The 21,627-nt window shown below is 64.7% G+C and carries 20 protein-coding genes and 1 tRNA gene; 5 read left to right on the forward strand and 16 right to left on the reverse strand.

Features of this window, described 5'->3' with window-relative positions:
- Nucleotides 1-184 precede the first annotated feature (184 nt).
- Nucleotides 185-2,473, forward strand: coding sequence for a VanW family protein (locus R4P57_RS23695; protein WP_317805299.1), 2,289 nt, complete (start codon nucleotides 185-187; stop codon nucleotides 2,471-2,473).
- A gap of 150 nt (nucleotides 2,474-2,623) precedes the next feature.
- Nucleotides 2,624-3,115 (forward strand): flavin reductase family protein, encoded by a 492-nt coding sequence (locus tag R4P57_RS23700; RefSeq protein ID WP_317805300.1) that lies wholly within the window; start codon nucleotides 2,624-2,626, stop codon nucleotides 3,113-3,115.
- Between the two features lie 207 nt (nucleotides 3,116-3,322).
- Here R4P57_RS23700 and R4P57_RS23705 read toward each other — a convergent pair whose 3' ends face one another.
- From R4P57_RS23705 to R4P57_RS23715, 3 genes are all read right to left on the reverse strand, one after another.
- Nucleotides 3,323-5,158, reverse strand: coding sequence for an acyl-CoA dehydrogenase (locus R4P57_RS23705; protein WP_317805301.1), 1,836 nt, complete (start codon nucleotides 5,156-5,158; stop codon nucleotides 3,323-3,325).
- 79 nt (nucleotides 5,159-5,237) lie between these two features.
- Nucleotides 5,238-5,861 (reverse strand): class I SAM-dependent methyltransferase, encoded by a 624-nt coding sequence (locus R4P57_RS23710; RefSeq protein WP_317805303.1) that lies wholly within the window; start codon nucleotides 5,859-5,861, stop codon nucleotides 5,238-5,240.
- Nucleotides 5,862-5,884: 23 nt separating this feature from the next.
- Nucleotides 5,885-6,955 (reverse strand): DUF4185 domain-containing protein, encoded by a 1,071-nt coding sequence (locus R4P57_RS23715; RefSeq protein ID WP_317805345.1) that lies wholly within the window; start codon nucleotides 6,953-6,955, stop codon nucleotides 5,885-5,887.
- A 177-nt stretch (nucleotides 6,956-7,132) separates the two neighbouring features.
- Between R4P57_RS23715 and R4P57_RS23720 the strand changes: the two genes are divergently transcribed.
- Nucleotides 7,133-7,567, forward strand: coding sequence for a MarR family winged helix-turn-helix transcriptional regulator (locus R4P57_RS23720; RefSeq protein ID WP_317805304.1), 435 nt, complete (start codon nucleotides 7,133-7,135; stop codon nucleotides 7,565-7,567).
- Nucleotides 7,568-7,573: 6 nt separating this feature from the next.
- On the opposite strand, the gene R4P57_RS23725 is transcribed toward R4P57_RS23720, so the two are convergent.
- The 5 genes from R4P57_RS23725 to R4P57_RS23745 all read right to left on the reverse strand — a co-directional run bounded on the left by R4P57_RS23725 (nucleotide 7,574) and on the right by R4P57_RS23745 (nucleotide 11,077).
- On the reverse strand, nucleotides 7,574-7,735 hold the full coding sequence (locus R4P57_RS23725; RefSeq protein ID WP_317805305.1) for a hypothetical protein: 162 nt from the start codon (nucleotides 7,733-7,735) through the stop codon (nucleotides 7,574-7,576).
- Between the two features lie 196 nt (nucleotides 7,736-7,931).
- Nucleotides 7,932-8,582, reverse strand: coding sequence for a DUF2064 domain-containing protein (locus R4P57_RS23730; protein ID WP_317805306.1), 651 nt, complete (start codon nucleotides 8,580-8,582; stop codon nucleotides 7,932-7,934).
- Nucleotides 8,579-9,232, reverse strand: a complete 654-nt coding sequence (locus tag R4P57_RS23735; protein ID WP_317805307.1) for a glycosyltransferase — start codon at nucleotides 9,230-9,232, stop codon at nucleotides 8,579-8,581. Before R4P57_RS23735 ends, R4P57_RS23730 begins: the two co-directional genes overlap by 4 nt.
- Nucleotides 9,225-10,283, reverse strand: a complete 1,059-nt coding sequence (locus tag R4P57_RS23740; RefSeq protein ID WP_317805308.1) for an NAD-dependent epimerase/dehydratase family protein — start codon at nucleotides 10,281-10,283, stop codon at nucleotides 9,225-9,227. Before R4P57_RS23740 ends, R4P57_RS23735 begins: the two co-directional genes overlap by 8 nt.
- A complete protein-coding gene (locus tag R4P57_RS23745) occupies nucleotides 10,280-11,077 on the reverse strand; it encodes an S-methyl-5'-thioadenosine phosphorylase (protein ID WP_317805309.1) in 798 nt (265 codons plus the stop codon). The genes R4P57_RS23740 and R4P57_RS23745 overlap by 4 nt, the downstream gene beginning before the upstream one ends.
- Before the next feature lie 112 nt (nucleotides 11,078-11,189).
- On the opposite strand from R4P57_RS23745, the gene R4P57_RS23750 reads away from it, so the two are divergent.
- Nucleotides 11,190-12,473, forward strand: coding sequence for a hypothetical protein (locus tag R4P57_RS23750; protein ID WP_411742428.1), 1,284 nt, complete (start codon nucleotides 11,190-11,192; stop codon nucleotides 12,471-12,473).
- Here R4P57_RS23750 and R4P57_RS23755 read toward each other — a convergent pair.
- From R4P57_RS23755 to R4P57_RS23775, 5 genes are all read right to left on the reverse strand, one after another.
- Entirely contained in the window at nucleotides 12,460-13,125 is a 666-nt protein-coding gene (locus R4P57_RS23755; RefSeq protein ID WP_317805310.1) for a methyltransferase domain-containing protein, read from the reverse strand. The two genes, R4P57_RS23750 and R4P57_RS23755, sit on opposite strands and share 14 nt — an antisense overlap.
- Nucleotides 13,122-13,592, reverse strand: a complete 471-nt coding sequence (locus R4P57_RS23760) for a hypothetical protein (RefSeq protein ID WP_317805311.1) — start codon at nucleotides 13,590-13,592, stop codon at nucleotides 13,122-13,124. Before R4P57_RS23760 ends, R4P57_RS23755 begins: the two co-directional genes overlap by 4 nt.
- Nucleotides 13,593-13,682: 90 nt before the next feature.
- A complete protein-coding gene (locus tag R4P57_RS23765) occupies nucleotides 13,683-14,372 on the reverse strand; it encodes a hypothetical protein (RefSeq protein ID WP_317805312.1) in 690 nt (229 codons plus the stop codon).
- 163 nt (nucleotides 14,373-14,535) lie between these two features.
- A complete protein-coding gene (locus tag R4P57_RS23770) occupies nucleotides 14,536-16,122 on the reverse strand; it encodes a GMC family oxidoreductase (RefSeq protein WP_317805313.1) in 1,587 nt (528 codons plus the stop codon).
- Nucleotides 16,123-16,154: 32 nt separating this feature from the next.
- On the reverse strand, nucleotides 16,155-17,873 hold the full coding sequence (locus tag R4P57_RS23775; protein WP_411742430.1) for an aldehyde dehydrogenase family protein: 1,719 nt from the start codon (nucleotides 17,871-17,873) through the stop codon (nucleotides 16,155-16,157).
- Between the two features lie 189 nt (nucleotides 17,874-18,062).
- On the opposite strand from R4P57_RS23775, the gene R4P57_RS23780 reads away from it, so the two are divergent.
- A complete protein-coding gene (locus R4P57_RS23780) occupies nucleotides 18,063-19,250 on the forward strand; it encodes a helix-turn-helix domain-containing protein (RefSeq protein ID WP_317805315.1) in 1,188 nt (395 codons plus the stop codon).
- A gap of 3 nt (nucleotides 19,251-19,253) precedes the next feature.
- On the opposite strand, the gene R4P57_RS23785 is transcribed toward R4P57_RS23780, so the two are convergent.
- The 3 genes from R4P57_RS23785 to R4P57_RS23795 form a co-directional block, all read right to left on the reverse strand.
- Entirely contained in the window at nucleotides 19,254-20,210 is a 957-nt protein-coding gene (locus R4P57_RS23785) for an esterase/lipase family protein (RefSeq protein WP_317805317.1), read from the reverse strand.
- Between the two features lie 168 nt (nucleotides 20,211-20,378).
- On the reverse strand, nucleotides 20,379-21,230 hold the full coding sequence (locus R4P57_RS23790; protein WP_317805318.1) for a glycoside hydrolase family 16 protein: 852 nt from the start codon (nucleotides 21,228-21,230) through the stop codon (nucleotides 20,379-20,381).
- A 301-nt stretch (nucleotides 21,231-21,531) separates the two neighbouring features.
- A tRNA-Gly gene (locus tag R4P57_RS23795) sits at nucleotides 21,532-21,605 on the reverse strand.
- Nucleotides 21,606-21,627 lie beyond the last annotated feature (22 nt).

A 21,627-nucleotide genomic window follows, 5' to 3' on the forward strand; every position in this document is an offset into this window, starting at 1 on the left:
ATTCCCAGTGGCTCCGTGCTGCTGCCTGACCCCCGACCCGGCAGCAGCACGGAGCCTTTCCCGTTTCTGAGCCGATGGTCTCCGAGTGAGCGTCACCGTTCGGTTTGCGTAAGCTCGTGCGAGGGGTACGCCGTGCAGAAGGGCGCAACAACAACAACCAACGGTGGTCCTGGAAGGGTCGAACGTGAGCGAGGGCAACAGTAGGTCGGGTGACGCGCCCAACGGTGCCGAACCGAAACCCGACGTACCGCCGTACGACGCTCCCACCGAGGTCTTCGGTGCGATTCGCGACGAAACGGCCGATCCGAAGCATGCATCCGAGGCCGAGCAGGTCCCGAAAGCGGAGGCCGAGCAGCCTTCCGACGCGGAAACCGATGTCGATGAGCTGGGGTCGGTCGATGCAGAGGCGGTTGATGAAGATCCGGTGGCCGCAGATCCGGTCGTCGATGATGTAGAGGCCACCGAGGCCTACGACGCAGCCGTCGTGCCGGGGGACGCCGAGCCCGATCCGATCCCGGCCCCGCAGCAGCCGCCCGCAGCCGACGAATCGCCGACCGTCGCGCAGCCTGTTGTTCCCACGCAGCCTGTTGTTCTCGCGCAGCCCGTCGTCCCCGCGCAGCATGCAGCTGCTGCCGAGCCGGTTACTCCTGCTGAGACAGTTGTTTCGCCTCAATCCGAGTCGCCGGTCGAACCACCCGTGATTCCGCCAGAGGACGGCTCGCCGCAGCCCGCCGGCGGGTCCGGGTTCGTGCCGCCGTGGCGGAAGATCGCGATCGGAACCGGCGCGGTGGTTGCAGTTCTCACGCTGCTGTACGCGGCGGATTGGATCACCTCCAGCGACCGAGTGCCCCGCGGCGTCACCGTTGCCGGGATCGAGGTCGGTGGCAAGAGCCACTCCGACGCCGAAGCCCTCTTGCGCTCGGAGCTGGGTGCCCGCGCCGAGCAGCCCGTGTCGGTCGACGTCGGCGATCGACAGGTCGAGGTACTGCCTGCCGCTGCCGGTCTCGGTGTGGACTGGAACGCGACGCTCGACCGCGCCGGATCGCAGCCGATCAATCCGATCACTCGGCTGACGTCGTTGTTCGGGAGCCGCGAGATCGGCGTCGTGTCGACCACGGACGAGCAAGCGCTCACTGCTGCCGTCGACGGACTGCGCGTCGAGACCGACCGTGATCCCGTCGAAGGTGATGTCGTGTTCGACGGCGGCGCACCGATTGCCGTCGCGCCGCTGTCCGGCCGGGTACTCGACGCCGACGGGACGCGTCGAAACCTGCAGGCCGAATGGGCCTCGGGAGCAACGGAAGCCGTCTACGAAACGACACCCGTCACGGTGACTCAGGACGCCGTGGATCGAGCCTTCGCCGACATCGCCGTTCCTGCGGTCGAGGCACCGGTGACCGTAGCGGGCCGGCAGAACGTCGACGCGGTCCTTCCGACGGATCGGGTGGGCGAGGTTCTGCGCTTCGACCCGGACGGCCAGGGCGGACTGACCCCGATCTACGACACCGACATCGCCACAGGGATTCTCGCGCCGCAACTCGTGCGCACCGAGATACCGCCGACGGACGCGTCGTTCACCTTCTCCGGGGGTGCCCCGACCGTCGTCCCCGGTGAGATGGGCGAGCTGGTGGAGTGGCGCAAGACTCTCGAGCAACTGCCCGCGCTGCTGTCCGCGGACGGACCCCGCACCGCCGAGGCGATCTACGAACCTGCCCCGCCCGCTCTCACCACCGAAGCCGCGCAGAATCTCGGTGTGCGAGAAGTGATCGCCGAGTACACCACCGGCGGGTTCGAGTACGCGTCGGGCGTCAATATCGGGCTGACGGCGCAGATCGTGAACGGTGCGCTCGTGAAGCCGAAAGAAACGTTCTCGCTCAACGGGTACACCGGTCCCCGAGGCAGCGGGCAGGGCTTCGTGGAGTCGGGGATCATCGACAACGGTCGACCCGATCGCGCCGTCGGTGGCGGCATCAGCCAGTTCGCGACGACGCTCTACAACGCGTCGTACTTCGCCGGCATGGAAGACACCGACCACACCGAACACAGCTACTACATCAGCCGATACCCCGAGGCGCGCGAAGCGACGGTCTTCGAAGGTGCCATCGACCTGAAGTTCACCAACCCGAACGACACCGGCGTGGTCATCGAATCGTTCGCCGACTCGTCCAGCGTCACCGTCCGACTGTGGGGAACGAAAACGGTCGACGTCGAATCGATCACCGGTTCGCGAACCAATTTCACCTCACCGAACACGGTGACACTGCCCGCAGGCACAGACTGCGTCGCGTCCGGCGGAGGTCAAGGATTCACCGCCAGCGACACCAAGGTGATCAGCGATGCCGCGTCGGGCAGGGAGATTTCGCGGAACACCAGAACGGTGAAGTACGACCCGATCCCTATCGTGCGGTGCGTTCAGCCCGATCGCCCGGCCCCTGCAGCGGACCCCGCCCCGGAACCGGACGAAGACGAGTGATGCCGCAACCGCGAGAGGGCCATTCGAATCACGTCGATTCGGACTGTGGCGTCACCGCCCGATCGGGTGTTTGCTTGCTCTAGGTGTTCACTCGACAGAACTGCGCCCACGCGGGGGGTGCACCACGAGATCGAAAGGGGAGCTTCGTCCATGACGCTCACACGTACCGTCCTCGATCAGCAGACGCTTCGTGAGGCGTACGGGCAGTTCCCGAGCGGCGTCGTCGCGATCGCCGCGAAAATCGACGGCGTCCTGGTGGGCTTGGCGGCCAGCAGCTTCGTTTCGGTGTCCATCGACCCGCCACTCGTAGCGGTATGCATTCAGAACACGTCGACGACATGGCCGAAACTCGAGTTGGCACCCAACATCGGCGTCAGCGTTCTCGGCGAGGCACACAACGACGCCGTCCGTACCCTGGCCGCCAAAACCGGTGACCGGTTCGCCGGCCTCGATCTCACCGTCACCGACGGGGGAGCGGCCTTCATCGTCGGTGCCACCGCATGGCTGGACACCACCATCGAGCAGCAAATCCCCGCGGGTGACCACGCAATTGTGTTGCTGCGCATACATTCCCTGGACGTGCAAAGCGAAGTGAACCCAATCGTGTTCCACGGCAGCAAGTTCCGCAAACTTCAGCAATAGCGGCTGTTCGGTCCCGTCGCCCCTGCTCGGTTCTGCCCGGCCCCGGGCAGCTTGGGGACTCGCAACTCCGCACCCCAAACAAACGCGCGCGCGTTTGCGGCAGCCCGGGACCGACAACTCCGCGCCCGCGGCGACGCACCCCAGCGTTCCCGACACACGACAACGGCCGCACCCGAGAACAGGTGCGGCCGTTGCGAACTCAGAGAATCAGAATGCTGCTTCGTCGAGTTCCATGATGTCGTTGTCGATGTTGGTGAGGATTGCGCGGGTGGAGGTGAGCTGCGGGAGGATGTTCTTGGCGAAGAACGAGGCCACTGCGACCTTGCCTTCGTAGAACGCCTTGTCCTTGCCCTCTGCACCGTTGTCGAGCGCGGCGATAGCGATTTCGGACTGACGCAGCAGCAGCCAGCCGATGAGCAGGTCGCCGAAGCCCATCAGGAAGCGCACCGATGCCAGGCCGACCTTGTACAGCTCGGTGGGCTGGTCCTGTGCGCCCATGAGGTGCTGGGTCATCGAGGTGACGATGGCCTGCACGTCTTCGAGTGCGGTAGCCAGCAGTGCGCGCTCGGCCTTGAGGCGACCGTTGCCTGCTTCGCTGTCGATGAACGACTTGATCTGTCCGGCAACGTGAGCGAGTGCTACGCCGCGGTCGCGGGCGATCTTCCGGAAGAAGAAGTCCTGCGCCTGGATGGCGGTGGTTCCTTCGTACAGCGAGTCGATCTTGGCGTCGCGGATGTACTGCTCGAGGGGGTAGTCCTGCAGGAATCCGGAGCCGCCGAGGGTCTGCAGGGATTCTGCGAGTACCTGGTAGGCGATTTCGGAGCCGACGCCCTTGACGATGGGCAGCAGGAGGTCGTTGACGCGGTACGCGATGTCTGCGTCTGCGTCCGAGACCTGCTTGGCAGTGACCGGATCCTGGTGTGCGGCGGTGTAGAGGTACACCGCGCGCAGGCCCTCCGAGTAGGCCTTCTGCATCATCAGGCTGCGGCGCACGTCGGGGTGGTGGGTGATGGTGACGCGGGGTGCGGCCTTGTCGGTCATCTGCGTCAGGTCTGCGCCCTGGACGCGCTCCTTGGCGTACCCGAGTGCGTTGAGGTAGCCGGTGGAGAGGGTGCCGATTGCCTTGGTGCCGACCATCATTCGAGCGTGCTCGATGACGTCGAACATCTGCGCGATGCCCTTGTGAACCTCGCCGACGAGCCAGCCCTTGGCAGGGACGCCGTGGCCACCGAAGGTGAGCTCACAGGTGGCCGAGGCCTTGAGACCCATCTTGTGCTCGACGCCGGTGACGAAGACGCCATTGCGCTCGCCCGGTTCGCCCTTCTCGAAGTCGAAGTGGGTGGCGGGGACGAAGAACAGGCTCAGGCCCTTGGTTCCCGGTCCGGCACCCTCGGGACGCGCGAGTACGAGGTGGAAGATGTTCTCGAACAGGTCGTCCGAAACGGCGGAGGTGATGAAGCGTTTGACGCCTTCGATGTGCCAGGAGCCGTCGTCCTGCTTGATCGCTTTGGTACGGCCTGCGCCGACGTCGGATCCGGCGTCGGGCTCGGTGAGCACCATCGTGGCACCCCAGCCGCGCTGGACGATGACCTTCGCCCATTCCTTCTGCTCATCGGTTCCGTTGTGGAACAAGATGTTTGCGAAGCCGGGCCCCGCGTTGTACATGAATGCTGCGGGCTGAGAACCGAGGAGCATCTCGTTGATACCCCACAGGAGGTTGCGAGGCGCTGCCATGCCGCCGAGTTCTTCGTCGAGGCCGACGCGCCACCACTCACCGTCGTAGAGCGCCTTGAACGACTTCTTGAAGGAGTCGGGCAGCTTCAGGCTGTGGGTTTCGGGATCGAAGACGGGCGGATTGCGGTCCGTGTCCGCGAAGGACTCGGCCAGCGGTCCCTCGGCCAAGCGAACGACCTCGCGCAACATGTCGCGGGCCACCTCACCGTCCATGTCGCCGAAATTGTCGCCTTCGAGTGTCTCGTCGAGTCCGAAAAGCTCGAAGAGGTTGAACTCCAGGTCCCGAAGGTTGCTCTTGTAATGGCCCATTGCTCGTTCGCTCTCCAGTCGGTGGTGCGGTCTCGTGAGTACCGCCCAAGTTAGCTACTCGTCGGTAACTTAAGCGATATTACCCCCGATCCGGTGTGCTGCCAAGGGGAGACCTACTCGCCAGTAGCAGTGCATCGATCGCTGTGCCGCCGGTCACGTCTCGATAGCGGTTCTCGGCGGTGAGAATGCTCAACCGAGAGCCGATATCCGACGCCAAATCCTCTGGTGTGTACAGGATTTCGGCTTCCTGCGGACCGCCGACGCCGGACTCGATGTTCGCGGTGTGGTGTCCGAGAATCATGAGGATTCCGTCAGGTTTCAGCGCCGAAACTGCCGTCGATACGGCTGTGCGCCGCTCTTCCGGGGGCAGGTGGAGGTAGAACATGAGAACCAGGTCATAGTTCGGTTCTGTCGACAACTGCGTCACATCGGCGTGGACCCAGGTCAGGCGCTCGCGCACCGACCGCGGTGCCGAGGCGGCAACACGACTCGCCTTCGTCAGTGCGACCGAGGAGAAATCGACGGCGTCGACGGTCCAGCCGCGGGTTGCCAACCAGATGGCATTTCGGCCTTGACCGGCCGCGAGATCAAGTGCCCGACCACGTTTCAGCGTTGTCGCGACTTCCACCAACGTTGCGTTCGGTGCCTCGCCGTAGACGAGTTCTCGGCCTTCGTATTTGCGATCCCAGTCTGCGGCGTCCACCCGGGGAAGCCTAGTGGGGGTTCCTACAGCGTCGCGCGCAGCAGTAGCACGTTGTAGTTCTGGTAGACGGTGGCCAGGAAGTACAGGTCACGGCCGGTCGAGTAGGGGTGGATGTACGGCGCGTAGATGGAGCTGAGCTCGCGGGTGTCGACCAGAACCTCCGGCGGGCTCCACGGCCCGACGGGCGACGGCGAGCGCCGCAGCACGATCGAGTTGGCGTTGTCGGTTGTCATCATCAGGTACTGACCGAGTGTCGCGTTGTATGCGACGGAGAGTTCGCCGACGCCGCCGACGATGGGTGCGGCCGCGGCCGGGTCGCCTTTCTTCCAGTCCTGGCCGGTCCAGTACTCGTATTCGCCGAGCCGGGCGATGTCCTGTTCCTTGACGCGGGCGATGTGGCCGAGGTTGAAGCGGCCGGGCGGTGTGCCGTACTGGTAGACGTAGCCGCCGTCCTTCAGGTACGCGCTCTGCTGGAAGTTGCGGTCGCCGCCGACGCTGGGCCGCTGGGTGTCGGGAAGTGCTGCCCAGTTCTCCCCGTTGTCGTTCGACACTGCCAGGCCGGAGAAGTTGGTTTCCCAGGTTCCCGCGGGTCCCCAGTTCTTCACGGACATCAGGTTCAGGTACTGACTGTCGCCGACGGCCACGCCTGCCGTCGGGATTCGGCTGATCTCGACGAACGGGATCTTGGGGCTGGGGACGACCTCTTTGGTCTGGCCGAGAGGGTCGCGAACGATGCTGTCGAAGTTCATGCCGTCGGCGAGATCGCGGTCGTTGCTCCGCACGATGGCGTTGCTGCGCCACGACCACAGGCTGCCCTGCAGCAGGTTGGGTACGCCGAACCCGGCGGTATCGCCGAAAGCCGTCAACACCTCGCCGCGGCCGTTGTCCCACATGATGCCGAGATCGGTGCCGATCATGTTGACGTTCTGCGTGTTGTTGGGGCTCGACATCCCGGTCACCTGGGCGACGGCTTGGGCGCGACCGTTGAGCTGCGGCAGCCCGAATGTGCCGTTGAGTCCGGCAATGGGATTGACCGCGTTGGGATTGGCGAGTGCGTTGGGCCCGGTGACCAGCAGCGACGCCGCTACGGCCATGGTGGCAACGGTCAATATTTTGGAACCCACGCGACTCACGACGTTCTCCCGATTTTCGTTTTCACTCCCCGGTAATCCGAGAACCATATCAGCGGTTTGTTCTCGGCGAAATACAATGAGTGATCCGCTGTTTCGAGAAATCGAGGGAACGGGTCCGGGTGTCGTAATCTGGACAGCGTGAGTGATCTGCCCGATTCCCGGCTGGCGAGGGATTTGTCCGTCAGTGCGATGCGATTGAATCGGAGACTTCGTCTGCGCCATTCCAGCGACAGATTGCCCGTCGCTCACCTGTCGATTCTGACGACGTTGCTCCGTGAGGGGCCGATGACGACGGGGGAGTTGGCGGCACGGGAGCGGATAAAGCCGCCGTCGGTTTCCAGGTCGTCGCACGCCTTGGTCGAGTCGGGGCTGATGTGCCGGGAGCCGCATCCGACGGACGGCAGGCAGGTGGTTCTGCGGCTGACCGACGCGGGGACGGCCACTGCACGTCAGGAGGTCGCCGCTCGGGAAATCGCGCTCGCGGGACAATTGGACGAGTTGACGCCGAAGCAGCGGGAGACACTGGCCGCAGCGGCTCGTATTCTGACCGAGATCGTCGAACGGGTCGACTGATCACCGTCAGGTCTCGTGGTGGATTTCGTGATCGAGAGTGTCGACGTCCCACTCGATGGTGGATCCCAATTCTTCGGAGTCACCCCGGCGCGCGACGCGGCCGAGGACGGTGGCGACGACTGTCGCGAACACCATCCACACGGCTACGCCTATCAACAACCCGGTCATGTCACACTTTCTAGCACCTGTGTCTGTGAAACCGCCGTGAAACGGTGGTTCGGCTTTGTTGCGATTCGATATTGGTCGTGTGCGGTCCGGCAATTCGGGCAGATCGAAGCCGCTGCTCCGCAACAGGTGTGGAGGTTTCGAGCACAAAGCCGAGTTTCGACGAAAACAGACCTGTCGGAACGGACCGAAACTCCGATCAATTACCCATTTGCCTGACGGCAATACGGAATCGGCTGGTCTCCGCGCACAATTGCGCCACCGCGTCGAGATCGGACTCGAAATCGACATCGCGCAAATCGGGGAGCATCGTGATCGACGCTCCGGCAGCGGTCAGAGCATCGAGTGTGTCGGTACCCGTCGACGGCGTAGACATGGGCACGTCGAGCAAGGACCGCGCGAGGTCGGGGTTGCGCAGCCCCAGCGCCCACCAGCCACCGTCCTCGGCCGGTCCCAGTACGTCGCTGCTGCCGAGTCGCGCCGCCGCGTCGGACAGCAATTGCGCCGTGACCTGTGGGGTGTCCATGCCGATCTGCAGTACGGCTCCAGTGGTGGCCGCGTCGGCGTGTGCATTCGCCAGTCGTTCGCCCAACCCGTCGCCGCGCTGCGCTATCACCGTGAACGACGCCAGGGCCCGGATGAGTTCGTCGGAACGGGCCGCGTCGGCGAGGGTGCCGGTGAGGGCCACGACACGGCGGTCGACGTCGGCGGCCGAGACGGCGTCCAGGGTGTCCAGCAGCGAGGCCGCGGCCAGTTCGGCTGCGGCGGCGTCTCCGATCGTGGCGGCGAGGCGTGTCTTGGCCAGCCCGGGAACGGGGGCTTTGGCGACGACGAGCGCGGTGACGGTCACGAGAGCACCTTCCAGAAATCTCGCACGGCGACGATCGTCCCTTTCACCGAGCCCGAGACCTTGGACGTTCCGGCTGTCCGTGGTCGGTAGACCACGTCGTGTTCGACGACGGTCCAGCCGGCTTCGGCCGCCAGTACGAGCAGCTGCAGCGGGTAGCCCGAGCGGCGGTCGCTGACGCCGAGGTCGAGCAGTGCCTGACGGCGTACCGCGCGGATGGCTCCCAGGTCGTGTACGGGCAGCTTGTACTTGGTGCGAAGTCGAAGTGAGAGAACGGCATTGCCGATCCTGGCGTGCAGGGGCGAGCTTCCCTTCGCCGGTCGGCGGCGACCGACGGCGAGGTCCGCGTGATCCAGCGCCGTCACGAGGGTCGGCAGGTCGCGTGGATCCATCGAGCCGTCTCCGTCGAGGACGCAGACGATATCGGTGTCGGCCGCGACGACGCCTGCGTGGACTGCTGCGCCGTAACCGGGCACCGTTTCGGAGACCACTGTTGCTCCATGGGCAGCAGCCACGGCGGCGGTGGCGTCGGTGGAGTTGTTGTCCACCACGATCGTCAGGTAGCCCGTCGGAACCGAATCGAGCACTGCCGGAAGCGATTCGGCCTCGTTCATGCAGGGGATGACGACGGTGACGGATTTCGGTTCAGACACGGGGTGGTCCCGTGCCCTCGGCGTCGCGCAACGGTGCGTCGGCGAATGCGGTGAGACCGTCCCTCGGCATGATCTTCGCGCGGAATCCCAGGGTCCGTTCGGCCAGTCGGGAACTGGCGACGATGTGCCGTACATCGCCCGCTCGGTAGCGTCCGGTGATCTCGGGCGTGGGCCCGCCGCGTGCGTCGGCGAGGATGGTGGCGACCTCGCCGATGGTGATCGGCTGCCCCGAGCAGACGTTGAGGGCGGTGAAGCCGTCGACCTCCGCGTCGATCGACGCGATGTTGGCGGCTGCCACGTCGTGAACGTGCACGAAATCGCGAGCCTGCTTGCCGTCCTCGTACACGGTCGGGGCCTGACCGAGTTCCAGAGACGACCGGAACATCGCTGCCACACCGGAATAGGGGGTGTTGCGCGGCATGTGCGGTCCGTAGACGTTGTGGTACCGCAGTGCGACCACGGAGCCGCCCGTCGACACCGCCCAGGCGGAGGCGTAGTTCTCCTGTGCCAGTTTGCTCGCGGCGTACGTGCTCCTCGGCTCCAGCGTCGAATCTTCCTCGACCAGAAGCCAATCGAGAGGCTCACCGGAGTTCGGGTCGCGATTGTCGAACAATCCCGCGTCGAGGTCGGCTCGAGTGCGGGGCCGGGGAATGACCGTCTCACCGGACGAATTGAGATACCGCCCTTCGCCGTAGACGACCATCGACGATGCGAGAACCAGGCGAGAGCAGCCCGCCTCGTACATCGCGGCGAGCAGGACCGCCGTGCCGTAGTCGTTGTGGCTGGCGTAGGCCGGGGCATCAGCGGCATCGACGCCGGCTCCGACGACAGCGGCCTGGTGACATACGACGTCGACCCCGCGCAATGCGTCGACGAGTGAGTCCTTGTCGCGTACATCGAGATCGATGATCCCGTCAGCTCGCGCTCCGGGGCCGTGCGCCGATTCCAGCATGGCGTCGACGGCAACGACCTCGTGGCCGGAGACGGCAGCCGCATCGAGAATGTGACCGCCGATGAATCCGGCTGCACCGGTCAGCAGTACCCGTGTCATGGCAGTTCGATCGGCAGCGTGATGCCGGTGTGCACCCGACACGTGGGGCAGTCACCGGTGGGAGCGTCGGAGATGGCCGAGCGCACCAGTGCTTTGAGCGGCTCGATGTTCTTCTGGAATTCCGCGAACACGTCCACCGCCTTGACTCCCTGACCGGACTCGATTCCGGCGTCGAGGTCGGTCACCAATGCGATCGGTGCGTAGCAGAGTTCGAGTTCGCGAGCCAGGACCGCCTCGGGATGGCCGGTCATGTTCACGAGCGTCCAACCCTGGCGGGCGAACCATCGGCTCTCGGCACGAGTGGAGAACCGAGGACCTTCGACGACGACCATGACGCCGCCGTCGATCGCTGAATCCTGGACCGCGGACTTCCTCAACGTGGGGCAGTAGGGGTCTGCGAATTCGACGTGAATCCCGCCCTCGTCGAAGTAGGTCTGCGCACGCCCGGAGGTTCGGTCGACGAGTTGATCGGGAATCACGACGGTTCCCGGGCCGTACTCGGACACCAGGGATCCGACCGCGCACGGTGCGAACACTCGCCCCACCCCGAGCATCCGCAGCGCCCACATGTTTGCGCGATACGGCAACGTGTGGGGTGAGTACTCGTGGTTTCGGCCGTGTCTGGGCAGAAACGCGACTCGCCGACCCTCCACCTCGCCCAACGTGATCGGGGCGCTCGGAGCGCCGTAGGGGGTGTCGAGCACTACCTCCTCGGCGTCATCCGCGAAGAACGAATAGAAGCCGCTGCCGCCGATGACGGCTATCTCGGCCCGCCCCTTCGCGTCGTTGTTCATCTACTCATCCTCCATCACCGTCGGTCGATATGCTGATTCCAAGTCGTGTTCGCCTTCAAGTCCGCAGGGAGAAAAGACTATCCGTTACTGGAGAGAAGCCGTCGCCGGCACGTTGGCCGTCGTGCTCGTCGTGGTCGCGTTCGTCGTTCCGTACCTGGGAAACGAACTCGTCACCCCCATCATCAACAGAACTCCGCAGCAGGTGCGTGATTTCGCCGATGCGGCACCGCTGTTCGGCTTCCGCGAGATTCACGTGGGATGGGGAACTCCCGTCGCCGTTCTGATCGCCGTGGCCACCGTGTTGTGGGGTCCGACGGTGGCACGCCGACTGTCGTGGACGCGACTGTTGTTCGTCGTGTGGGGTGCGTCGGCGGCCTGGACGATGTCGCTGGCGATGGTGGACGGTTGGAAACGCGGCTTCGTGAACCGGCTGGCATCGACGGACGAGTACTTGCACGAAGTGCCAGGCGTCACCGACATTCCCGCCACGCTCCGCGGGTTCTCCGAGCGCATTCTGGACTACCAGGCCGATTCGTGGACGACGCATGTGTCCGGTCATCCACCCGGCGCGTTGCTCACCTTCGTCTGGCTCGACCGCCTCGGCCTCGGCGGTGGAGCCTGGGCGGCGACGCTCTGTGTGCTGGTCGGTACGAGTGCCGCTGTGGCGCTGGTACTCACTCTCGGGGTGCTCGGCGACGAGAACATCGCACGGCGTGCAGCACCGTTCGTGGCGATCGCCCCGGCGGCAATCTGGATAGCTGTCTCGGCCGATGCGTTCTACGCCGGTGTCGCCGCGTGGGGAATTGCGCTGCTGGCGATCTCGACGAAGCGCTACCTGTGGCCCGCGTCGATCGGCGCGGGAGTATTGCTCGGTTTCGGTATCTACCTCAACTACGGGCTGGTGCTGATGGGCCTGCCTGCGGTCGCGGTGTTGATTGCCGGGCGAAAGATTCTGCCGTTCGTGGGTGCGCTGATCGGTGCGCTGATCGTTGCGGGAATCTTCACGGCGTACGGATTCTGGTGGTACGACGGATACGAACTGGTGCAGGAGCGCTACTACCAGGGCATCGCGAAGGACCGCCCGTTCGAGTACTGGGGTTGGGCGAACTTCGCGGCGCTGTTCTGTGCGCTGGGTATTGCTGTGCCCGCTGCGTTCCCACGGATTCTCACGCGGTTCGAGCCGATCAATCTGTTGGTGATCGGCGGTGTCGCCGCGGTGGTGATGGCCGATCTGAGCCAGTTGAGCAAAGCCGAGACCGAAAGAATCTGGTTGCCCTTCGCGATGTGGATGCTGATCGCGCCCGCTGTGTTGCCGATCAGGACGCATCGCTTCTGGTTGGCGCTGCAGGTGATCGGTGCGTTGGCGATCAATCATCTGCTGTTCACGAACTGGTGAGCGGAGCCAGCGTCATCTGAGCGAACCAGCGCCCGTCGATCGGTGCCACGTCCACCACTCGAAGGCCGGCGGCACCGGCGAGATCCGCGGTGGCGTCGGCGCTGACACTCGACCAGGCGAACCAGTCGCCGACCATGGTGTCGGTTTCCCATCGAACGGTGCGGTGCCGAATTCCCGTGTCGCTGGGCGCATCCACCTCGGCGATGACGGCCCCGTGGGGTGCCAGCAGGTCGGCTGCCCGGCGAAGCAGACGCACCGGATCTCCGCCGATGCCGATGTTTCCGTCTGCGAGAAGGACACACGACCAGTTGCCGGTGTCGGGCAGTGGCTCGAAGAGGTCGCGGAGAACGGCGTTGCCGCCGCGTCCGATGGTCAGGTCGACCGCAGCTCGGGAGTTGTCGACACCGAGTGCCGAAACGCCGCGTCGAGCAAGCGCTTCGGTGAGTCGACCCGGCCCACAGCCGAGATCGATCGTGGGCCCGGTGCAGCGGCTGAGCATGGCGTGATCCGCGCGGCGATCCTCGGCTGACGAGGCGCTGCCACCCATCCACCGTGCGGTGGGAAGTTGCTGCCTGCTGCCGTCGGAATCGCCTATCCAGCAGGGTAGTCCGGCTGCTGCGCGGGTGAAGAGTGTATCGGCGGTGACGCTCATGCTCGGCTCCGTACGCGGGTCCATCGAATGAAGTAGGCGGCGGCGCTCACGGTGAACAACACCGCGGTCAGCGCGAGCCAACGTCCGAGAAAGGGTTCCTGGGTCAAACCGGTTGCGGCCCTGTACGACTGCGCGCCCTGAGAGAGGATGCCGGGAAAGAACATCAGGAAGGTCAGCGCAGCTCCGAGTGCAGGAACTCGAACGAAGTTCACCGGCGACACGGCCGGGCGGCGGCGTGGAATGCCGGTGACCAGTCGATCGGCGAGCGAGTAGAGCGGGAACAGTACGGCATCGTGCAGCAGTACCGATCCGAAGAACCACACGAGAACGGATTTCCACCACACGTCGCTGTTCCACAGAGTCTGCGGCCCTGCGAGTGTGACGACGTAGCCGACGAGGGCGAACGAGAGTAGCAGGCCGACCGCATGCAGCGGGTGTCCGCCGTAGATCTTCGTGAATGCTCTCATTCGGGCTCCTGACCGTGCGATGCAAACACCCGTGCGCGAGAGCCACCGTCTTTCACGGCGACATCTCGCGCACGGGCGTTCAGGAGGTGATTAGGCAGTGCTGACCGTGATGGTCGCAACGCCCACGAGCAGCCCCGGGGTCACAGCATCGGTGTTGAAGGTGCTGTTGAGCAGACCGGCAGCGGTCTCCGAGATCTTCACCTCGGTGCCCTGCAGGATTGCGGTGTTGTCGGGTCCGGTCGCGAGCGGCTGCAGGGTGCGGCCGTCGAGATCGAACAGCACTGCATCTGCTGCAGCCTCTTCGCCGTTGACCATGACGTCACCGGTGAGGATCGACGTGCCCGGGTCGATGTCGAAGTTGATGAGCTCGACCACGGTCTCGCCGGCGGTCAGCGACAGGCCGCTGCCGTCGTGCATGATCATGCCCTGGACGTAGGGATCAACGGTGCCGGGCTCCCAGTAGCTGACGTCTCCGCCGGTGATCGGGAATCGGATGGATCCGTCTGCCAGAGTGGCGGTTCCGACGACGCCGGGCGTGAGGCCCAGGGTGGTCAGCGCGCCGGTGAAGCCGGCATCCAGAGCGACTGCGGTGTCGACACCGTTGCTGAGGTCGGGGACCTCGGCTGCGGGCTCCGGCATTGCCTCGGTGGTGGCTGCCTCGGATGAAGCCGAGGACGTCTCGGTCGTGGTCGACGAGTCGTCGCTCGAGCATGCGGCGAGCGGGACGATCGTCAGTGCACCGATTGCGGTGGCGGCCAAAGCTTTACGAACAGTGAACATGTCGGTCAACCTTCCGTGCTCGTCTCTCGAGCGTTGTGGGTCATTCGGCGCTGCTTGCCGAGCGGATGGGTTCCATCTCGATCCCCTGCAAGGGAGCGTGCCCACCTGTTACCCGACAAACCGGACTGCCAAACCGGAAATTTTCCGAAGGTTCACTCGAGGATCAACGAAGGATCAAGTCCGCTGCTCGTTCGCCGATCACCACCGACGGTGCATGAGTGTGTCCGCGGATGATGCTGGGCATGATCGACGCGTCGGCGACGCGAAGGCGGTCGACGCCCCGCACCCGCAGTTCGGCGTCGACGACACTGTCGGCGTCGTTGCCCATACGGGCAGTGCCCACGGGGTGATATAGAGTGTGCGCATTCTGCTCGAGAGCCTCGGTGAGCAGGTCCGCCGGGGAGATGTTCGACGCCACCCTCGGTCGGACGATGTCGCCGAGCTCGCCCTTCATCGATGGGGTTTCGGAGATTGCAACGCAGGCCCGTAGCCCTTCGATCATGGCGCGGCGGTCGAGTCCGCCGGGGTCGCTCAGGTAGCGCGGCTCCACGATGGGCTTGGCCAGGGGGTCGGCCGATCGGAGGGTGATCTCGCCTCGGCTCTCGGGTTTGACGAGTACCGCGCCGATGACGGCGGCGTGCGAATCCTGGCCGACGAGTCCCTCGTCGAAGAACGGTGCCGGTCCGAAGATGAGTTCGACGTCGGGCAGAGCAAGATCTTCTCGGCTCTTGATGAATCCGTACGCTTCGGCGACATTGGAGGTGAGCATGCCGCGTCGGCGCGTGAGGTAGTTGACCAACTCGGGGATCTTCTCGGCGTGGAAGAGGGAGTCTCTTTCTGTTTTCCAGCCGATCAGTGCCGCCAGGTGGTCGAGGAGATTCTGCCCGACGCCGGGCGCGTGGTGTTGGACGGCGATGCCGTGGGATTTGAGCTGTTCCTGGTCGCCGATGCCCGAGAGCATCAGCAGCTGCGGAGTGTTGATGGCTCCGCCGGAGAGGATCACTTCCTTGTGTGCGCGCACGGTGTGTGTCTGTCCACCGGAGGTGTACTCGACGCCTACTGCCGCAGTGCCTTCGAACAAGACGCGAGTGGCGTGTGCCTCGGTGAGGATGGTGAGATTCTTGCGCTTCTTCGCCGGTCGCAGGTAGGCATCCGCGGTGCTCCACCGTGCTCCGCGCTTCTGGTTGACCATCGTGCGGGTGAAGCCCTTGGGCTCGGGCAGGTTGGCGGTTTCCAGCGGATAGCCTGCTTCTTCGACGGCGTCGAGGAACGAGGACGTCAGGGCGCGGGGGCTGCGCTGGTGAGAGACGACGAGTGGGCCGTCGGTTCCCGCGTCGAGTGCTGTTGTGCCCTCGATGTTCTCGATCTTGCGGAAGTATCCGACGAGGTTGCGGAACGACCAGGAGTCGTCGGACACTGCCGCCCAATCGTCGTAATCGGCGGCGAATCCGCGCACCCACATCATCGCGTTCATCGACGACGAGCCACCGAGCATCTTCCCTCGCGGCCAGTAAATGCTGCGATCTCGGAGCTCCGGCTGCGGTTCGGTCAGGTAGTCCCAATCCACCTCGCTACGAAAGAGTTTGGAGAACGCAGCCGGGATGTGGGCGAACTTGTTCTTGTCCTCGGGGCCGGCCTCGAGGAGGATCACCTCGTTGCGTGGGTCTGCGCTGAGGCGATTGGCCACCACCGCGCCTGCCGAACCTGCGCCCACCACTATGTAGTCGGCCGTCGTGCGCTGAGAGCTCATGATTGTCCTTCGGTCGTCGTCGACGCTGGGTTCTACCCGCGCAGGGCGGAGGCGAAAATTGCCGGCAGCTTGGACCAGGACGGTGCGCCCGCGAATGCGGTGAGCAGCTTGCCGGTCGATGCTGCCGTCTTGTTGGTGACGAACCACGGTGGCTTCGGGGAGATGGAGAGCTCGCCGTTGACCAGCGAGCGCGGCAGCGGCCGGAATGGACCTCGGACCACTGTTCGCTCGGCCCCGTCGATCAGTAATGCGTTGTGCACGATGCCGATTCCGCTCTGCACGTCGTCGACGGTGTGGCCGGGGAATGCGCCCCAGGTCGCCGCTGCGGTGAGGAATCCGATGGCCGTCCAGGCGTTCACGGCGATGGTGCCGTAGCGCAGTTCGGCGAGCATGGTGTCGAACTTCTCCCCGAGTCCCTTGATGGTGGCGGGGGTGCCGATGATGTTGATGCCGAGTGTTCCGGTGAATTCCTCGTTCGCGGCCTGCACCGCCTTGGCTGCGAATGCGGCTCCGCTGTAGGGCAATTCGATGATGCCCATGACCGGTGCGAAGTACTCGGTCTGCAGCAGCGGTGCGTATTCGCCGGGGTTCAGATCGGTGATGAGCACGCGGCCGCCGCGCTCGCCGAGGCGTTCGGCGGACGGGTAGGTGGCGGTGGCGTCGGACACTCGCTTGTCGCTGCCGGGGTAGTAGGGCGCCCGTGCAGGCGCGCGGTCGAGGGCGGCGCGCACGGCGGCGACGAATTCGTCGCGCTGCTTCCATTCCGAGGACAGCACGACGACCTGCGAAGCGACACAGTTGTATCCGCTGTTGTGCAGGCGTTGGGTGGCGATGTGTTCGGCCTGGAACTCGATGTCGGCACGGCTCCACTCACCGGGCAGAACGATGGTGGGCGAGACGCCGCCGAGTTCGCTGGAGATCTCCTTGGTGAGGATCGGGTCGTTGGCCGCCTTGCGAGCAGCTCCGTCCGGGCCGGGACCGAAGACGATCGCGTCGTGCGTGATGGCGCTGCCGGTCATGTGGACGTGGTCGACGGACAAGTGCTGGACCAGGTAGGTGCCTACGTCGGCCCCGCCGGTGAGCAGGCGCAGTGCGCCGATGTCGACCAGCGGTGCGAGGACTTTCTCGAACACCGGCAGCAGCGGATCCATGATGGGGTTCAGCTTGAGCGCGACGACTCGGTTGAACGCGATCAGTTCGTACAGCGCGTCCAGCGGCGCGATCGAGGTGATGTTGCCTGCGCCGAGTACCACCCCGACGCCTGCGGTGCGGGTGGGATCGAGCTGGGCGAGGCCCGCGGTCCGCTGTGCGGTTGCACGGTCGATTCCGGGCTTCAGCCACACCTCCGCGGTGAACCCGTTGAGCAGGAGTCGCTCGAAGATGTTGAGGGGCAGCACCGAAACCGTCGTGCGCCCACCGGGTGCCGTCCCGAACGTGGCACCGGCCAGTGGGCTGCTGTCGGCTTCGAGCGCCGCGAGTGTGTGTGCCATGGTGCCCAGTCCGTTCAGGAACGAGTACGGACCCGACAGCCATTCCTCTCCGACGAGGCTGGACGAGGCGTCGAGCCCCTTGATCGACGTTGCCGCCGTCACCCACTCCTGCGCGTGAGCTGTGGTCAGCGCATGCACGCGTTCGAGGAGGGCCCGCCGCTCGGCGAGGGTGAGGCGTCCCCAGTTCTTCTCTCCCTCGGACAGATCGGCGAGTGCGGCGTCGACTGCCTCGGTGGGTCCCGTCGTCGGTACGGATTGCAGGTGTGGGGTGACGTCGCTGGTCAACTTCTCGGCTCCACTCGTCGTTCGGGTACACGGCTTCCACTGTGATTGTGGTCGCACTCGGACGCGGGACGCTATGGGCCACGGGCCTCAATCGGATGCATCGGTTTGTGCCGTCGCACAATTTCGCTGTGGCGTGGCTTACACGGGTGAGGATAGAGTTCTGTCATGACCGCGACCGAGTTCGACGTGCATCCGTCACCGACCGATCTGGCCGCGACGATGCTCGACGGCGTCGACGATCTCGCGACGGAATTGGTACGGCGGATCCTGGGGGCAGAGCACGCCTACCTCGAATCGACGCTGCTCACCACCGACCAGCTCTACGAGGCCTCGCGGAGCAATCTGGCGTCGATGCTGGGCAAGCTGTCCGGTCGTGCTCCCATGCGACTCGAGTCGGCTCGCGACGCCGGTCGGCTCAAAGCCGAGCAGGGGGTACCGCTGGCTGCCCTGCTGCATGCTTTTCGGCTGGGCGGCAGGTTGGTCTGGGACGAGTTGATGGAACGTTCGGACGGCCGGGCCAGTCATGCGCTGCTGGACATGGCCGCTCAGGTCTGGGCGCTGGTCGACGTGTACTCCGACGAGGCGGCGGAAGCCTATCGAGAGAGCGCGGACATGCGTGCGCGCGAGAGCGCCGAAGCCCGTGGACGCCTCATCCGTGTGCTCTTCGCCGATCACGGCGCGAATCCGACTGCGGCAGCGGACGCGTTGCGAACGTTTCGCATTCCAGACCACGGCTACTTCGCGGTGATCTCGCAGGAGCCGTTGACCGCAGCGGTGGGGATCGACGGTTTGATCGCCCGCCTCCGTACCGCGGGTGCCGAATCGGTGTGGGATGCCGAGGTGGACGGTAGCGTCGGGCTGATTTGTGCCGCAACGGAATCGGAGATCGATTCAGCGTTGATCACGCTGAGCGAACTGTGTCCGGGACAGGTGGGGGTGAGTTCGGTCTTCCGGTCCCCGTCGGGTATCGGTGATGCCGTTGGCCAGGCTCGGTTGGCGAGGTCGTGCACCTCGGGCGAGGCCTCATCGTCCGCACCGGTGCGCTACGACTCCGTGCCGGTACCGCTGCTGCTGGTCCGCGATCCGAAATCGGGCCGGATCGCCTCGCGTCAGATACTCGGTGATCTGCTGGCGTTGCCGCGAGCCGAACGGCAGAGCCTGCTGGACACCCTGGACGCCTGGTTCTCGTGCGCCGGCTCCACCCGCGATGCCGCCGAATCGCTGCATTACCACCGTAATACGGTGTTGTATCGGCTGCGTCGAATCGCCGAGCTCACCGGGCGCGACTTCCGTGATCCGATCCAGGCCGCCGAGCTCTACGTCGGGCTCAGGGCGTATCAGCTTCTGACCTGAGGGTCACTGGCTGGCGAGGACGACGTCGAGGATTCCGGCTCCCAACGGCACCGGTACGCAGGTCGGAGCACGCGCGTTCGCTGGGTCCAGAGCGTTGAGCGCCAGCCGCAGCGCGGTGGGATCGTAGGTGAACGTGAAGTGCGCTACCTCGGTATCGGGGCACACGTCCTGCACCACGATGTTGTGCGCTCCCGGATCCCGAAGCAGCGCATTGGTGTACGGCTGAATCACTTCGTCGACCCTCGTTGCGATGGACGTGTACTCCACCCCGGGCACGGTGTCGCCGCCTGCGTTGAGTCGGTCGAGAAAGTCGGATCCGGCCATCAGTTGCGCGAGACCCGGCCCGAATTCGCCTGCTACGACACCGGTTGCACCGGGCACTGCCTGCACGACGGGCGCAACTCCGTACATGGTGCCGCCGTACGTCGGTGAGGCGATCCCCACCCATCGATCGACCACGTAGGCACCGCCGAGCCTGTTGACGAAGTACCGAGCGACCGCGGCACCCTGCGAGTAGCCGACCACGTCGACTGTGGCGGCACCGGTTGCCCGGAGTATCGACAACGTCATCGCCTTCAGTTGCGCTGCACTGTCTTCGATGACGCCGTACCCGTTGGATCTACCGTCCGGCGACGTGCCGTAGTTGATGGCGAAGACGCAGAATCCGGCTGCTTTCAAGATCGGTGCGAAGCCGGCCCAGTCGGAGTACGAAGTGGCGTCGGTGCCGTGCACCAGGACGACAGGATTCGGGTGGGCTGCGGTGGGCTTGCAGCTCATGTCGTTGGCTCCGGGAGGGGCGGCGTCGCGATTCGATGCCGCGTAGCGGATGGCATCGGCGTGATCGCGTTGCTCGGGGGCGGCAGCGGTGGGCATCACCGGCCCCGCGTGTGCGGAAGGCACAAGCAGTGCAGCGGCAGCGACGATTGCGAGGGTGATCAGACTTCGCCGTGGCCCGCGCATGGGTCGACGGTATTCCTCGAACTGTGAAATGTCCCTATGGAAAGAGGCGTGAACTGATAAAAGTCACAAGAATTGTTCCGTCGTCGACATCGCGCCGAGCGTGTTCACCGCACGGGGCCCAGCCGTAGTGGCTGAGCCCCATGGGGAGAGAACAGACTGCTCTGCAGGTCAGAGGCGACTCACGCGCAGCCAGTCGACACTCATCGTCTGCGGATACGGCGTGCTGTTCAATGTCTTGCCGACCCAGTTGTTGCCCACGGCGACGTTGAAGAGGATGTAATGCGGCCAAGCGCCCGAGAACGCCTTCCAATTGCCACCTTTCGCCTCGTACTGGGCCTGAGTCAGGGAGTACCGAGCGACTCCGTCGACGAACCAGGTGATGCTGTTCGGTAGCCAGTCGATTCGGTATGTATGGAATCCGTTATTGACCGGATCCATGCTCCCGCCGGCTTTCACATCTTGATTGGGGTTCCACTTCGAGGGGCCGTGCAAATTGAATGACGGTCCGTACAGACTGGGAATTTCGACGATGTCCACTTCCCCTTGGCTGGGCCATGAATATTCGCCACCGGGTTGTAGGCCGAGGGTCCAGAATGCGGGTAGCAGGCCCTGGGCGCTCGGCATCTTGATCGATGCTTCGATGCGCACCGGCGGCGTCACCGATTGCTTGCCCATGCTGACCACGCGGGCGCTGGTGAAGTTGTACGGTGCCCGCTTGCGGTCGGGTGCGTTCTCCCGACGTGCGATGATGTTCAGTGAGCCGTTGAACTGGTTGGCGTTGTTCCAGGAATCCGTATAGTACTGCTGCTCACCGGAACTCGCGCCCCATCGACCGGTCTGAAAGCCCCATTTGGAGGGGTCGGGTCCACCGTACCCGTTGAACTGATCTTCCCACAGAAGGGTTCCCGCTCCGCCTTGGGTTCGCGGAGGTGCGGCCTGTGACGGGGCGGCGGTCGCCGACGAGACCGCAACGGCCATCGTGGTCAGGGTGACCGCAGCAATTGTCAATAGTGATCTCATGAAGGGGATTCCTGTCAGGTCGAATGTCGCGGTAAATGTCGCCCCAATTGATTTCTAGCACGGCCAAGTAGGTGGCAAAAGTTTCTTCTCGAATGCAGGAATTCTTGCGAATACAATGAATGAATTCGCCTACGCTACCGGTCCGCAGCAAGGGTAATGGCCGATATTTAGCGATGGTCGGTTTGTTTCAGGAGTGACCGCAGTGACTCGGCGGCGTCTGTGAGTTCAGCGATACGGACGAGACGGGAGCGACTCGGATGGGCAGGAGTGGTGCGGGTGACGGCCCGAAGTGGGCGGTCTGTGGAGCCGGTGACGGGAATCGAACCCGCCTCTCAACCTTGGGAAGGTCGCGTTCTACCAATGAACTACACCGGCGTGTGGTGCGGTGTCAGGTTAG

Source organism: Rhodococcus sp. IEGM 1330 (assembly GCF_033142445.1).
Taxonomy (GTDB): Bacteria; Actinomycetota; Actinomycetes; order Mycobacteriales; family Mycobacteriaceae; genus Rhodococcoides.